General features: G+C 56.3%; 10 protein-coding genes. 7 read left to right on the top strand and 3 right to left on the bottom strand.

What is annotated here, in order from left to right; translation table 11 throughout:
* Window positions 1-52: 52 nt before the first annotated feature.
* Both K0J45_RS11720 and K0J45_RS11715 read right to left on the bottom strand, forming a co-directional pair.
* Window positions 53-1,642 (bottom strand): PEGA domain-containing protein, encoded by a 1,590-nt coding sequence (locus K0J45_RS11720; RefSeq protein WP_220042695.1) that lies wholly within the window; start codon window positions 1,640-1,642, stop codon window positions 53-55.
* A 280-nt stretch (window positions 1,643-1,922) separates the two neighbouring features.
* Window positions 1,923-4,727 carry a TonB-dependent receptor gene (locus K0J45_RS11715; protein WP_220042694.1) on the bottom strand — a complete coding sequence of 935 codons (2,805 nt, stop codon included), beginning with the start codon at window positions 4,725-4,727 and terminating at the stop codon, window positions 1,923-1,925.
* A 333-nt stretch (window positions 4,728-5,060) separates the two neighbouring features.
* Between K0J45_RS11715 and K0J45_RS11710 the strand changes: the two genes are divergently transcribed.
* From K0J45_RS11710 to K0J45_RS11700, 3 genes are all read left to right on the top strand, one after another.
* Window positions 5,061-5,936 (top strand): helix-turn-helix domain-containing protein, encoded by an 876-nt coding sequence (locus tag K0J45_RS11710; RefSeq protein ID WP_011866092.1) that lies wholly within the window; start codon window positions 5,061-5,063, stop codon window positions 5,934-5,936.
* A gap of 372 nt (window positions 5,937-6,308) precedes the next feature.
* Complete coding sequence (locus K0J45_RS11705) at window positions 6,309-8,495, top strand: glucosidase family protein (protein WP_258406676.1); 2,187 nt, start codon at window positions 6,309-6,311, stop codon at window positions 8,493-8,495.
* 112 nt (window positions 8,496-8,607) lie between these two features.
* On the top strand, window positions 8,608-10,164 hold the full coding sequence (locus tag K0J45_RS11700; RefSeq protein ID WP_220042692.1) for a tryptophan halogenase family protein: 1,557 nt from the start codon (window positions 8,608-8,610) through the stop codon (window positions 10,162-10,164).
* A gap of 130 nt (window positions 10,165-10,294) precedes the next feature.
* Here K0J45_RS11700 and K0J45_RS11695 read toward each other — a convergent pair whose 3' ends face one another.
* The gene (locus tag K0J45_RS11695) at window positions 10,295-11,194 is read right to left on the bottom strand and encodes a LysR family transcriptional regulator (protein ID WP_220045289.1); all 900 of its coding nucleotides are present in this window, start codon (window positions 11,192-11,194) and stop codon (window positions 10,295-10,297) included.
* 127 nt (window positions 11,195-11,321) lie between these two features.
* Here K0J45_RS11695 and K0J45_RS11690 point away from each other — a divergent pair, with 127 nt between their 5' ends.
* The 4 genes from K0J45_RS11690 (at window position 11,322) to galK (ending at window position 14,917) form a co-directional block, all read left to right on the top strand.
* Window positions 11,322-11,918: a DMT family transporter gene (locus K0J45_RS11690; protein ID WP_258406675.1), complete on the top strand. Its 597-nt coding sequence runs from the start codon at window positions 11,322-11,324 to the stop codon at window positions 11,916-11,918.
* Complete coding sequence (locus tag K0J45_RS11685) at window positions 11,918-12,412, top strand: DMT family transporter (RefSeq protein WP_258406674.1); 495 nt, start codon at window positions 11,918-11,920, stop codon at window positions 12,410-12,412. The genes K0J45_RS11690 and K0J45_RS11685 overlap by 1 nt, the downstream gene beginning before the upstream one ends.
* 190 nt (window positions 12,413-12,602) lie before the next feature.
* A complete protein-coding gene (locus tag K0J45_RS11680; protein ID WP_220042691.1) occupies window positions 12,603-13,694 on the top strand; it encodes a UDP-glucose--hexose-1-phosphate uridylyltransferase in 1,092 nt (363 codons plus the stop codon).
* Window positions 13,695-13,735: 41 nt separating this feature from the next.
* The gene (gene galK / locus K0J45_RS11675) at window positions 13,736-14,917 is read left to right on the top strand and encodes a galactokinase (RefSeq protein WP_220042690.1); all 1,182 of its coding nucleotides are present in this window, start codon (window positions 13,736-13,738) and stop codon (window positions 14,915-14,917) included.
* Window positions 14,918-14,956 lie beyond the last annotated feature (39 nt).

Below are 14,956 nucleotides of genomic sequence, written 5' to 3'. Positions count from 1 at the left end.
CCGAAAAATAACCTCTGTTTCGCCCCGCCTGACGCGTGTTAGATAGATGCTCCTAGAACGAGTGCGCCATCAGCGCCCTTAGCTCAATTAAGATCTCATCTAAGTCGAGGTGCTCATGTTCAATAAAGGGTTTTTTGCTGGTTAAAAGCCTGCTGGCTAAAAGCCTGCTGGCTTGGTCAATGGGCAGCGTGATTGCACGCGACGACTGCTCCTCTGCAAGCCAAGGCGTAAAGCTGAGCCTGGCGCTGGACGGCTCGCCGCAGAGGCTTTCATCTAAGGTGAGCGCTAGGGTGCCGTCGCCGAGCAGGTAGCTGACGGAGTGACGATTGAGACAGAGCTGCTCGCCGGACGGGATCTGACCAAATGAGACCCGGCCATCTCGATAGGGTCGGCTCACTGTCTGCCAGGGCACCAGTTGTCCGGCGCTCTTGTCATAGAGCAAGGATGTTTGAATCAAGGCCTCTGGCGCCGCTTGACTCGAGGCGTCTGATGCTGCTTGACTCGAGGCGCTCGGGCACAGGCCTAAGGCGTCTTCGCTGACGCTACAGCCGAGCAGGGCGTCCGGGCCTATGCCCACATAGCTTGCTTGTTGTTTCACCTGGCCGCGAATAAGGTCACGATACCAGCTCATCCAGGGCCAGCTGTAGCCGTATATCTCGGCGGCGTGGACCACCTGGCCGTCGCTGTTGGGCTGGGCATAGCCCTGATCGGGAAAGAACCACTCCGCCGTGGTGTGCAGCCACTCGTGGATGTACATGCCAGGGTCTCTGTCATTTGCCTTGGCCGCCTCGATCCGCCCGCTAACATCACCATAGAAGCGTATCGTGTAGTAGGAGGAGCCTGAGTTGAGCACGCGATAGTCATACCAGGCGATGCCTTTGAAGTCGTCGATATAGCAGTCATCGCTGCCGGCGCCGCCGCGAAAGAAGCTGACGATGAGGTCATAGTCGCCCTTGTCGACGCTCGTCAGATAGGGCTCGATCTCCGCCGGGCCGATGAGCTTGTCATTGCTGAGGGTCACCACCTCATCCGTGATATCCAGGCGCTCAAACTGCCAATCCATGGTGTGATAGCTGTAGGGCTCGACGCGCTCCTTAAAGCTCCAGCGAAAGAAGTCAAAGCCGGCGTCGAGCTGCTCGGTTTGGTATTGGCTGACACAGCCAGTACCCTGAGCCTGCACCTTGGCCACACCGATAAACAGCGCCTTCCAGGCCTTGGGCGCCTGGCGATCGCTCTCATCCAGCGCCAGGCTAATGGTCTGGTCGGCCTCTACCTGAACCGTGCGTCTAAGATACTGCTCACTCTGGTTGAGCCCCACGCCTATGGTGTATTCGCCGGGCTCGAGTGTGAGCTCCGCCGGGGTCAGCTTGCCAGTGAAGTGCCCATCTAGGTAGATGGCGCCGCCGCTTTCGCTGGCGGATACTGTGAGGCTCCCCTCTGGTGTCGGTGTGGCTACCGGTGGTGTAACCGCTGGCTCGCTAGTCGGGCCGTCATCGCCACCCGAGCCGCAGCCCGGCAGGCTCAGGCCTATGATACCTAAGAAGAGTAGGCTCAGTAGGGTGGATGCTCCGTGCTTGCTTAACTGTATGTTTGGCTTATTGCTTAATTGCCTGTTTGGCTTATTGCTTAAATGTCTTTCCATGTGAAAAATCTCCCTGTCGGTGAAGAAGTAGGTGATTGTGTTGATGATGGATTGATATCCATGAGCGACTAAAAATTAAGCCATCCAGGCTAGCCCATTCAAGGGCTAATCACTCCTAAAATAGTTTTCGAGAAACACTATTAATTATTCAGGAATATCAGTTGGATAAGATAAGTTTTGCGGCGAGGGATGGGGATAAAAAAAGCCCATCACCTAGTGGTAATGGGCGAACAAAACGATTGCTTCAATTGTCTTTGAGCGAATCATTTAACAAGGGAGATTAAAACTTGAAGCGAACCCCCGCACGATAGCTACGGCCCCAGCTGGAGATATAGTCCACATGGTTCTTGTCCCCGTTCAGGTACTGCACATAATCGGGGTCAAGCAGGTTGTTGGCCTCGAAGGTGAGGGTGATATTGTCTGTGACGTCATAGCCCACCTGCATATCCAGCTGGCCCCATTCGTCGACCTGTAGGGTCTCAGAGGTCCAGTCGTTGAGGGCATTTGACCAATACCACTGCTTGCCTAGGCTGTACTCGGAGCGATAGTTATAGGCCACATTGACCTTAAGCCCATGGTTCTCGTAGAAGGCGACCACATTGTACTGATGATCAGACAATCCTTTAAACGGCAACTGCTCGCCATCGTCCGTGTATTCACCCGACTCGCTGTTGTTATAGGTATAATTGGCCTGCACACCGAAGCCCGCGAGGGCATCAGGCAGGAAGTCGTCGAAGGTCTGTAGCCAGTTCAGCTCATAACCCCGGATACGCGACTGGTTTTCATCGTCGTTGTAGGGGCGGGTGACCTCGAAGCTGGCGCCATTGATGGTTTCCCGCGTCGGCTCGTAGATCACGAAGCCGTGCAGCTCCTTGTAGTAGAAGGCCAGGTTGAGGGTGCCGCTATCGCTGTAGTACCACTCCAGCGTGGTATCGAGCTGATCGGCATAGTAGGGCTCCAGGCCTGGATCGTTCTCATAGATGAAGTTCTCCGGCGGCGTTTTCTCTTCGTTCTGCCAGATAGAGGTAACCGGCGACAGGTTGGTCAGCGGCGGACGTGATATCGCCTGTGACAGCGACAGACGCCAGACTAAATCATCGGTTAGCCCCAGCTTACCGTTGAAGCTCGGCAGCAACTTGTTGTAGTTGCCTTCAAACTCCACCAGGCCGACGGTATCCACCGCGTCGGTAAACAGGCCGTTTTCATCGAAGGCGATGTTGGCCGGATCCTGTGAGTAGCCCCAGGAGGTGACGGTTGTGTCTATATAGCGCAGACCGAAGTCGAGCATATAGGGCATGCCGGCGATCTCATCTTCGAGGATCAGCTCGGCGTAGGCGTGAATGGTCTCTTCTTTCACCCCATAGGTGTTGCCGCCCGTGAGGTTAGGTCTGGGCACTAGGTATTGATCGAACGCCTCGCTGTCCAAGGATCGATAATAGTCGAACAGCCCGGGAATGTTGATCCCCGCCCAAGTGTTGGGCAGCATGGCATTTGAGCTACCCATGAAGTCGTCGAAGTTGCCCGGATTAAGCGCTGTTGCTGGTAGTGGCCCCCAAAGGGTGTTGCCGGCAATATCTACCTTTTCGATATCGGGGGCATTGATCCACTCACTCTCTGTGACGCCGTTGCGGAAGGTATAGGCGCTGGGGTTTTCCTGGCTCCAGTAGGTCTTGCCCTTGTCCTGCATGTTATAGCCGGTGCCGAACAGCACCTTGCTGAGAATGCCATCGTCCGGCTCATAGGTGCCGTTGAAGTTAAAGTTACCCGTCTTGTCCTTTACCTTGTCGCCGTCGATGCGGGCATACCAGGCGCCATAGTCGATGTTCTCATCCAGCACGGTATCGCCGAAGGAGATGTCGGGCACTTGCTCGCCGTTATCCCAGTTGACCGTGAGGGTGTCGATGGCGGTGCGCACCACCACCCAGCTGACCGCCGCCGAGGCATCTTCCGCCTCAGAGTAGGCCAGGTCGACGTTAAAGTTAAAGTTGTCCCAGATGTAGTTGAGGTTCAGCCCCACCTGCATGGCATCGCTGTCGCGGGGATTTTGCGATTCCAGCAGCTCGGCGATGGCCGGCGAGTCCATGTTGCCCGGTTCACCGATAGTGATGCTGTTGGTGTGACCGTCGGCGCCAAATTGCACATCCTGGATGTTGTCCAGGTTGGTGCCCTCAAACAGGGCCAGGGAGATCATGTTCCCCGTGGATTCAATCTCATACTTGGTATAGAGGGCATCGAAGTTGATGTCCAGGTTCGGGGTCGGGCGCCACTGCAGCGCCAGGGTGCCGCCGCTGCGCTCGCGCTGATCCGTGCTCACCATGATGTTAGGCCAGCTGGGGAAGCGGCCCGACAGGTTAGGATCGCCGTTTGGCATCAGCTCCGCCTCACTCCATTCATTCCAGCCCCACTGTGCGCTGTGGCTATCGAAGCGGGTGAAGGAGGAGGTGTGGTTGGCGGAGATCAAGATCCCCAGCTCGTCGTCGTTAAAGGTCTCGCTGATCAACAGCGAGGCCTGGGGATCTGTCTCACCGGCGCGCTCGTTATAGTAACCCTCGATAGAGCCGGCTACCTTACTGCCCACGTTGAGGGGCTTGAGGGTGTCGATGTTGATGATGGCGCCTATGCCGCCTTCGGGCAGGGAGGCCTGCTGGGTCTTGTTGACCTGAATGCCGCCAATCAGTTCGGCGGCGATCAGATCATAGTTAAAGTCGCGCCCCACGGTTTCCGAGGCGATCTTTCTGCCGTTGAGCGTGGTGACGTTGTAGTCGCCGGATAGTCCGCGCACGGTCACGCTCTGACCCTCGCCGCGCAGGCGGTTAACGCTCACCCCAGGGATACGCTGCATCGCCTCGGCGACGTTGCTGTCGGGGAATTTACCTATATCTTCGGCGACCAAGGCGTCGACCACGTTGTCGGCTTCCTTCTTGATCGACTGCGCCTCTTTCAGACTGCTTAAGATCCCCCGCACCTCGATGACTTCCATCTCGGTCTCATCATTTTGTTGCTTCTCTTCGTCGTCGGCCCCGTAGGCGGGAAGTGAAGAGGCCAATGCAAGGCTAATCGCAAAGGCAAGATAATTTCTTTTCATAGTGTTCCCTTCGTGTTTTCAGGCTTTTTGAGCTTTATTGTTTGGGCTGAATTAATTCTTATCAGGCTCAATAAACTAATTTTTGAAATCAGTTCACCCTGATATTTATATCCCCGAGACTGGAAGGGAAACTTCCCGAAATAGTGCCTATGATTTCCAGAAAATATCCTAACGAATATTTAACATCAGGTATTTTCATGCTCGCTACTTGAGTAAGTTTCACTCTGAACCTTCCTGAAAATCAGGTATAACTTCCCAAAAAATAACTTATGTTTGTTAATCAAATGTATTTGGGTTAGCTTCGCTAAAGGTGGGTTAACCGGGGTTATCCTTATGTTCGAATGGGTCGAGAAAATTTCGTTTAGTGAAGCCAGTCCGTTAACGGCGCAGGCGCAGGACAATAAGTTTGGCTTTCATCGCAAACGGCCAGAGGTGATGGCCCACAGCCATTGGCATGGCCATATAGAGATTAACTACCTCTTTGATTGTTCGGCCGATTATTTGATTAACGGTCAGGAGATCTCTGTGCCCGAGGGGCGGATGATCATCTTCTGGGCCTCGATTCCCCACCAGATGACCGCCTGTCATGGCGACGGCGAGATAGTCAACATCTACATTCCGCTGCAGGCCTTCCTCACCTGGATGCTGCCGGGGGAGTTTGTCAGCCAGCTGCTCCACGGCGAGGTGATGGTGTCTGACAGCCTCTATGTGTGCGATCGCCAGCTGACGCAGATCTGGGAGGCAGATATCGCCAGCCAGGAGCCTCTGCTCGCCAGCCAGGTGATCAACGAGATCCGCAACCGTATCCGCCGCATGGCGATAGAGCATTACAGCACCTTTAATCTGGCCCATCGCAGCGGCCATGGGGTCGACAAGCCGGTGTTTGGTGGGCTTAACCATATCCAGACCATGCTGCGTTATATCGCCGACCATTATGATCAGAAGATCACCATAGAGAATGTGGCAATGTCCACCGGGCTGCACAAAAACTATGCGATGAAGCTCTTCAATCGCGTAATGAAAGTCTCAATAAAACAATATATTAACCAGCTACGGCTGCAACATGCCCAGGCGCTGCTTATCGATACCGAGAATCCTGTGCTGAACATAGCGCTGGAGGCGGGATTTGGCTCGGTGAGCCGCTTCTATGACATCTTTCAGCGTGAGTTCAACATGTCGCCGCTGGAGTTTCGTCGCCGGGTGGGATGAGGGTTATTTTTCGAGAAAGTGTCATTGTTTTTTAGTAAGCCTGTTGCCGCTCTCGCGTGCTTCAATCTGTAAAGCGCTCGCGCTTAGCCCGTCTAGAACGGCTAATCAATGAAGGCGCAGCGAATAAAGGCTTAGCGGGTAAATAGAGAAGGCTATCTAACAAGACTATCTAGGAAGATTATCTAACAAGAGTATCGTTTTCTTGGATATTTATCGGCATGAGCCACTTATAAAAAATAATACTGAATAGTAATAACCGAGTGTCTTTGATTATTGGGTTAAGCCTTATCGGCTTATTTTATATTTTGATTTTATAAGCAGCCAAATATTCGAATGACACAAGATAAAAACGTTATTAATACCGAGAAGAGTATGAAAAAAAGCATTTTATTATCGGCATGCGCAATCTCCATCCTATCGGCCTGTTCTCATCAAGCGCCCCGTTCAGGCGAGCAGCAAGTCGCCCCAGAAGCCCCTCAGGCCCAATTGCAGTTAAGCGATCAGGTGCAGTTAAACGATCAGGTGCAATTAAACGATCTGGCCAATACCCTAAATGATCGCTGGCAGTTAGGCGATGAGGGGATCACCTGGCAGGTAGAGGACAAGCATGAGGATCATATCGAGATGAGCGGCGAGCAGATCTCGGCCATCATCTACTATGGCAGCGACGAGCAGGGACAGCTGACCCTGAAGCGTAAGCTGGTCTGGCCCATGCTGCGCACCATTCCTAACGACACCCATGCCAGCCTGATCCATGATTTTCCCTTGAGCGTCTCGCCCGAGATCATGCTTGGCGGTAAGCCGCTTGTGAAAGAGTCGCTTGAGCGTGTGACCATAGATGGCACCCTGAATCTAACCAGCCAGCTATCTGATGGGCAGGGCAGCAAGGTCCGCCTCAGTCGCACCCTGTCGCCCAGCACCACAGGGCCTAAGATGATCGAGCGCTTGCGGTTTACTAACCAGGGCGAGCAGGCCGTCGTGCTGGAGTTTAAGCCTTTAGATTACAGGGTCGAGACGGATGCGGATAAGGGGGTCTATGGCCGCTATCTTATCCAGGCCAGCAGCGATAAGGCGGGGCAGTTCAGCCTGGCGCCCGGCAGCGACCTAGAGCTCTTCGTGACCTTCGAGGCCCACAGAGCCGACAAGCAAGCCGGTGAGGCGGGTCCTGGCCAGGCGCGAGCTCAAGCGAAAGAGCTAACGCCGGCTCAGGAGCTCTCTCCAGCACAAGAGCTAACGCCAGCACAAGAGATAGCCGCACGTAAGGATTATGTCGCCGAGCTGAATCAAAACCTTCGTCTGGAGACGCCAGATCCTGTGCTCAACAAGATGTTCGAGTTTGCCAAGCTGCGCAGCGCCGAGTCTATCTTCAGGACCAAGGGCGGCCTGATGCATGGCCCTGGCGGCGGTCGCTACTACGCGGCGATCTGGGCCAACGATCAGGCTGAATATATCAACCCTTTCTTCCCCTTCCTGGGGGATAAACGCGGCAACGAGTCGGCCATCAACAGCTTCGCCCACTTTGCCCGTTACATGAACGATGAGGGCCGGGCGATCCCATCCTCTATCATCGCCGAGGGTGACGATTACTGGAACGGCGCCGGCGACAGGGGCGATTGTGCCATGATCGCCTATGGTGCCAGCCGTTTCGCCCTGGCCTATGGTGACAAGCAGCAGGCCCGCGAGCTACTGCCTCTCATCGACTGGTGTATCGACTTTAGCTACAAGAAGCAGACGAAAGAAGGTGTCATCGCCTCCGACAGCGACGAGCTGGAGGGACGTTTCCCCGCAGGAGAGGTGAATCTCAGCACCAACATGCTGACCTATGGCGCACTGATCTCCTCGGCCTACCTGAATCAGGAGCTGGGCCACACAGAGCTAGCCAGCGACTATCGCCAGCGAGCCGAAGCGCTAAAGGCCGCCATCGAGGGTTATTTTGGCGCGAACGTGCAGGGGTTCGATACCTATCAGTATTATCAGGGCAACGACAAACTGAGAGCCTGGATCGCCTTGCCGCTTACCTTCGGCATCTTCGATCGTAAGCAGGCGACCCTGGATGCCCTGTTGTCGGACTACCTATGGAGCCCAGAGGGGATCTACAGCGAGGCGGGCAACAAGACCTTCTGGGACAGGGCGACCCTGTATGCCTTCAGGGGGATCTTCAGCGCCCAGGAGACAGACACCGCCATGCGCTACTTTAAGTACTATTCGCGCAAACGCCTGCTGGGGGAGCATGTGCCCTATGCGGTCGAGGCCTGGCCCGAGGGTAACCAGCGCCACCTCTCAGCCGAGAGCGCCCTCTACGCCAGGGTCGTGACTGAGGGGATCTTCGGCATGGAACCCACAGGCTTTAATCGCCTCAAGGTCGCCCCTTATCTACCGACCGGCTGGGACAAGATGTGTTTAAGGGGGATCCGCGCCTTCAACAGCAAGGTAGATCTCTGCGTTAATCGCACTCAGGCCAAGGGCGATGATGCCTATCAGATCAGCGTCCAGCAGCCAGGCGGCAAGGAGCAGAAGTTCAGCTGGGACGGCAAGGGACCTGTGTCGCTCTCGCTCTAAACTGTTATCGCTAACAAGCGCCTTTCTGGCCTTTAAGGGGGCGGAAGGGCGCGTCTTCAACTTGTTGCGAGTCAGGTTTAGATCGCCTTAGCCCAAATCGGAGGTCCTAGCTGTGAGCATCTTATCCATTGCCATCGTCGGTGGCGGCGCCAGCGGCTGGCTGGCCGCCAACCATCTGGGCCTGGCGCTCAAGGGGCGTAGCCCCAAGGTGAGTATTACCCTTATCGAGTCGCCCGATGTTGCCACCATAGGGGTGGGCGAAGGCACAGTGCCTATGATCCGCAAGTCACTACAGGCCTTTGGTATAGAGGAGACGGCGCTGTTCAGGCGCTGCGATGCCAGCTTCAAGCAATCGATCAAGTTCATCAATTGGCGTCACCGAAAGCCTGGCAGCGAGATGAGCGCCTTTCATCACCTGTTCGACCCGCCGAGTCCCTTTGGTGTGGATCTCAGCGACTTCTGGCTCGATGGGCTCGCAAAGGGTGAGAACCCCATGGGGTTCGATGAAGCCCTGTCGCCCCAGAGTTTCAGCTGCGAGGCGCAAAAGGCGCCTAAGACGCTCGCCTCCGCGCCCTATCAGGGGGCTCACGCCTATGCCTATCACTTCGACGCCGCCAAGTTTGCCGAGCTGCTCAGGGAGAATGCCATGGAGCGTTTCGATGTCGAGCATCTTCAAGATCATCTGCTCGAAGTTGAGACGGACAGGTTCAAAGAGGGTAGTGTCACTAAGATAGTAGCGCTGCACCTGAGAGAGGGCGGTCGCCGTTGTTTCGACTTTTATCTAGACTGCTCGGGTTTTAGCGGCCTCTTGATGGAGAAAGCCCTCGGCGTCGAGTTCACCTCCCTTGCGAATAAGCTTTGGATGAATAAGGCGTTAGTGACTCAGGTGGCCAGCGCGCCCGATGCGCCGCTGCCGCCCTATACCCAGGCGAGCGCCCATCAGGCCGGTTGGATCTGGGATATCGCCCTGCCCAAGCGGCGAGGCGTGGGTCTGGTCTATTGTGACCGCTACCTGAGCGACGATGAGGCGCACCAGAAGCTCAAGCGGTATCTGGGTGACCAGCTGCCAAGTGCCGGCGAGTTTCGCAGCTTTACCATGCGGGTAGGGCATCTGCAAAAGTTCTGGCAGGGCAACTGCGTCGCGCTTGGGCTGGCCCAGGGTTTCCTCGAGCCCCTGGAGGCGACCTCTATCCTGCTGACTGATTTTGCCGCATCGCTATTGGCGCGCAAATTCCCCACAGACAGTGAGACACTGCCAGTGCTTGAGGCCAGGTTTAATCGTATCGTCGGTCATGCCTGGCAGGCGGTGATCGACTTCGTGGCGCTGCATTATCAGTTGTCGGACCGCAGCGACTCCGCCTTCTGGCGCGACTATCGTACTCATCTGAGTGCCCAGCCAACATCCGAGGAGCTGCCTCGGCGACTCGCCCTGTGGCAACACTTCACGCCCCATCCCGACGACTTCTTCTCTCAGTTCGAGGTGTTTGGGGTGGATAACTACCTCTATCTGCTCTATGGCATGGGCTTCAGTACTCAGCCCAAGGCGCTCGATGATGCGGCGCGCCAGCAGGCCAGGGCGCAGCTGGATAAGATCGCCCACGCCAAGGCTTTTCTGGCGCAGAAGCTGCCGGATCACAGGGCCTTTATCCGGGCGTTAACTCAGGGCTAGTCTCAGGGCTATTTTCAGGGTTATTCTCAGGCTTTATCTCAGGCCGAATATTAGGCTTAAGCGAGGTCAGGCTTAAGCGAGGTCAGGCTTAAGCGAGGTCAGGCTAAAGTGAGGTCAGTCTGGCAAGGTGTTACCAGTTCGCGCCGCGCTCTGCCAACGCCTGCTTGAGAAAATCGATAAACACCCTGAGCCGGGCGGGCATATGTTGCCGCTCCGGAGTGAGGGCGTAGATGCCATGTGTCGGCGCCTGGTAATCGCTGAGCACTGGCACCAGGGTGCCCGCAGCCAACTCCTCTTCCACCAGATACCTAGGCATCAGGGCGATCCCCATGCCATCGAGCAGCAGGCGACGGATCACATCGCTGTTATTAACTTTGATGTTGCCCTGGGGCTTGATTCGACTCACTTCGCCGCGCCGCTCAAAACTCCACTCCAGTCCACCGCGAAAGTACGAGTAGAAGAGGCAGTTGTGTCCCCTGAGATCCGCAAGGCTTCTGGGATCGCCCTGTCGCGCAAGATAGTCGGGGGAGGCGCACAGCAGGCTGTGACAGGGGGCGAGCTTCACCGCGACTAGGCTGGAATCTGGCAGATCGCCGATTCGCACCACCATATCCAAGCCCTCTTTGAGCAGATCAACCACGCGATCGTCCAGGCTCACCTCTAAGTTGATGGCGGGGTATTGGCGGCTAAATTCGCTCAGCAGCGGTGCGATATGGCGCTGACCGAAGACGTTGGGCAGGCTCACCTTTAAGCTGCCCTGTACTGCCCCCTGTTGGCTGGCCAGGGCATCCTGGGCCTGCTGCATCAGAGCGGCGGCCTGGTGCACATACTCATAGTACTGTCTGCCGGCATCTGTGAGGTGCAGTCTGCGGGTGGTGCGCTGGATAAGCTTGACCCCTAAGGCCTGCTCTAAGGCGCTGATGCGCTTACTCACCGCCGACTTGTTGATGCCTAAACGCCGCGCGGCCTCGGAGAAACTGCCCAGTTCGACGACCGAGACAAACAGCGGAATGTTGGCGTAGATGTCCAATATAGTTTCCATTTTGGCAACAAAGAGTTTCGAATATAACGGATTATCTATTTCATAGAAACAGATTAAAGTGGCGCCATCGAGATGAAGATGACTAATAAGACGCTATTTAGCGTGGAGCGAGACAATGACGATAAAGCTAATTCGACAGCCCATGCCACAAGAATCGACACAACTAATGCCACAAGAATCGATACAACTAACGCCACAACTAGTGCCACAAGAAGCGACAAGCCAGGCTCACATTGACCTTAAGCCACAGGCAAGCACGCCGCTGAACCTGATGCTCGGGCTGCTGGGCGGAGTGGCTCTGGCGGTGATGATCGCCCTAAACAGCGAGCTGGCCAAGTATGGCTCGCCGCTGCTGGCCTCTTGGGTGGCCCATGGGGTCGGCACACTAGTCGCCCTCCTATTGCTGGGCGCGGTGCGCCTGAGACAAGGTGCCCTTACAAGGCGCAACGAGGCAGCGCCCTGGTGGGCCTATCTGGGCGGCCTGCCCGGCGCCTTCACCGTGGTGTTGGGAGCCATGACGGTCAACAGCACCCTGGGGCTAAGCGCCAGCATCGCCTTCATCATGGCGGGGCAGATCCTCTTCGGCCTGATGTGCGATAGCCTGGGCTTGTTTGGCATGGCGAGGCGCCGTCTAAATTGGGGGCAGGGCGCATCTCTGGCCGTGATGGCCCTGGGCGCACTGATTGTCTTGCTGGCTCAGGAGGGCGCGTGATGCTAACGCTTGTTTTGCTTGCGCTGCTTAACGGCGTCTGTATCGGCCTTTGCCGCATCCTCAACGGTCGTCTGGGTCAGGCTAGCGATGCCTACTATGCCTCGCTCTGGAACCATGGCGTGGGCTTTGTCTTCTTAAGTCTGCTGCTGGTGTCTATGCCGACTCCGCCCATCGCGAGCCTGCTCGATGCCCCCCTCTATGCCTGGCTTGGCGGCGTCGTGGGCGCGGTATTTGTGGTGCTTAATACCCTGGTCATCTTAAGACTGGGCGCGACTCTCTGCAGCCTGCTGGTGATCTCGGGTCAGCTGCTGAGCGGCGTGCTGTTCGACCTTGTGGTCAAAGCGGTCAATCCGCTGCAGCTGCTTGGGGTGATCATCATCTTCGCCGGTGTGCTCGCTTTTCGCCGCATGGAGGCGCGTAGTAACAGTCCTGAGCAACTGCGGCCTCATACTCAGCAGTTGCATGCTCAGACGCTTAAGCCAGAAAGGACGTGATTGGAAATATTTTAGGCTTGGTAGGTGCTAGCCTAAGGCTCAATGTCTTCAGCGCCGAGAAGTTTGAGCAAGCTTAAATTCGCGGCCAAGCAAGAAAATGGGAAATAAAAGCCCCTTTTCAGGAATGACTGTAAGGGGCAACTGGCCGAGCATAGCGATCACTTAAGAACCAAGGATGTAGATCGCTATTATGTTTCAAAAGACCCAGGTTAAGCCGCAGTTTTCAACCGATGAACACCCCCATCGCCGTTTCAATCCTCTCACCGGCGAGTGGGTGTTGCTGTCACCACATAGAAGTAAGCGGCCCTGGCAGGGGCAGACCGAGGCGCTGGATCTGACCACGGCGCCCAGCTACGACAGCGAGTGCTTCCTCTGCCCTGGCAACAGACGCATCAATGGCGAGCAAAACCCCAAGTACGACACCACCTTCGTGTTTCAAAACGACTTCGCGGCCCTCAATAGTGACGGTCCCAAAGCTCAGGGGGAGGACCCGCTGTTTCGCTTCGAGACGGTAGAGGGGGAGAGTCGCGTGCTCTGCTTCTCGCCGGATCACAGCCTGACGCTGGCGCAGCTCGACCCCGAGGCGATGCAGGCGGTGATCGCCACCTGGCAGAGCCAGAGCGAGCTATTGGGGCGGAAATATCTCTGGGTACAGGTATTTGAAAACAAGGGCGCCGCCATGGGCTGCTCTAACCCCCATCCCCATGGGCAGATCTGGGCCCATAACCACCTTCCCACCTTGGTGGCGACGAAACAGCAGCGCCTAGGGGACTATCACCAGCGCTATCAAAGCAGCCTTCTGGCCGATTATGTCGAGCGTGAGCAGCAGACAGCGCAGCGCATCGTGGTGAGCAATGATGACTGGGTGGCGCTGGTGCCTTATTGGGCCAGTTGGCCCTTCGAGACTCTGGTATTGCCAAGGTTCGATATTCGGCGCATGACCGAGTTAACCGACGAGACCCGCGAAAGCCTGGGGGAGATCATAGGCGCGCTTACCGTGCGTTACGACAACCTGTTTCAGTGCGCCTTTCCCTATTCCATGGGCTGGCACGGCGCTCCGTTTGATGGCCAGGATCACCCCGAGTGGCGCCTGCACGCTCATTTTTATCCGCCGCTGCTGCGTAGCGCCAGCGTGAAAAAATTCATGGTGGGGTACGAGCTGCTGGCCGAGATCCAGCGGGACATCACCCCAGAGCAGGCCGCCGCACGTCTGAGGGAACAATCCCCAATCCACTACAAGAGTAGCCATTACAAGAACAGCCACAACAAGCAGAGCCAATAAAAACACAGATAAAGCCAGGCTTTAAATAAAAGGACAGAAAGATGAAAAATGGCGAGCTAACTCAAGCCCTTACTCATGCCTTCAACCAGGCCTTCGGCCAAGAACCTGCGTTGGTGGCCTATGCCCCGGGGCGGGTCAATTTGATAGGCGATCATACCGACTACAACCTGGGCTGGGTATTACCAGTGGCGCTCGACAGGGGCACCTTAGTGGCTGCATCACAGCGCGATGATAGCCAGATCCAAGTGGTGGCCAAAGACATGGACAACGAGAAGGTTAGCTTTTCGTTAGATGACCAGGCAATGGATCAAATGCCACTGGATAGCGTCTCGCCCTGGAGCAACTATGTGCGCGGCACGGTGAAGATGCTCAGCGCCTATCTGGCCGAGACGGGTCAGCCACCTCTCAGGGGCGCTAGCCTGATGATTAGCGGCAATCTGCCTAAAGGAGCTGGGCTGAGCTCATCGGCCTCTCTTGAGATGGCGCTGATCAAGGCCTTCGCCGGGCTGTTCGATCTCAAGGTCGACGGCATAAAAGCCGCGCAGCTGGGCCAGCAGGCGGAGAATGAGTTTGTCGGCTGTAACTGCGGCATCATGGATCAGTTGATCTCGGCGATGGGAGAGGCGGAGCGCGCCATGCTGCTCGATTGCAGCGATCTCGCTATCAATCAGGTAGCCCTACCGTGCAGCCTAAGCCTGATGATCATCAACTCTAACGTGAAGCGGGCGCTGGTAGGTAGCGAATATAACCTGAGGCGCGAGCAGTGCCAAAAAGTGGCGCAGCATTTCGGCGTGAGCTCTCTTAGGCAGGTGAGCTACGAGCAACTGTGTCAGGCAGAAGCCTCGCTCGAGTCCACTCTGTTTCGGCGTGCCCGCCATGTGGTGAGTGAAAACGCCCGGGTGCTTGAGATGGCTGAGGCGCTAAGCGCTGGCGATAGCGCCCGTATCGGCCGTCTGATGGCTGACTCGCATCGCTCGCTTCGAGATGATTTTGCCGTGAGCACCCCAGAGGTGGACTGTTTGGTGGCACTGGTTAGCGAGGTGCTGGGCATGGATGGCGGCGCGCGCATGACTGGCGGTGGCTTCGGGGGCTGCGTGGTCGCCCTGCTGCCAGAGTACAAGATAGCCAAGGTGCGCGAGACAATCGCCGCCGAGTATCAGGCAAAGACAGGGCTGACGGCGGACATCTATCTGTGCCAAAGCGGGGCGGGGGCCTTCGCCTAAGCGTCTAAGTGCTTAAGCCTGTTTGGGGGCGGGCCAGGG

The sequence above is a fragment of the Shewanella alkalitolerans genome (assembly GCF_019457575.1).
Classification (GTDB): domain Bacteria; phylum Pseudomonadota; class Gammaproteobacteria; order Enterobacterales; family Shewanellaceae; genus Shewanella; species Shewanella loihica.
This window is presented reverse-complemented; position numbering and strand designations above follow the sequence as displayed.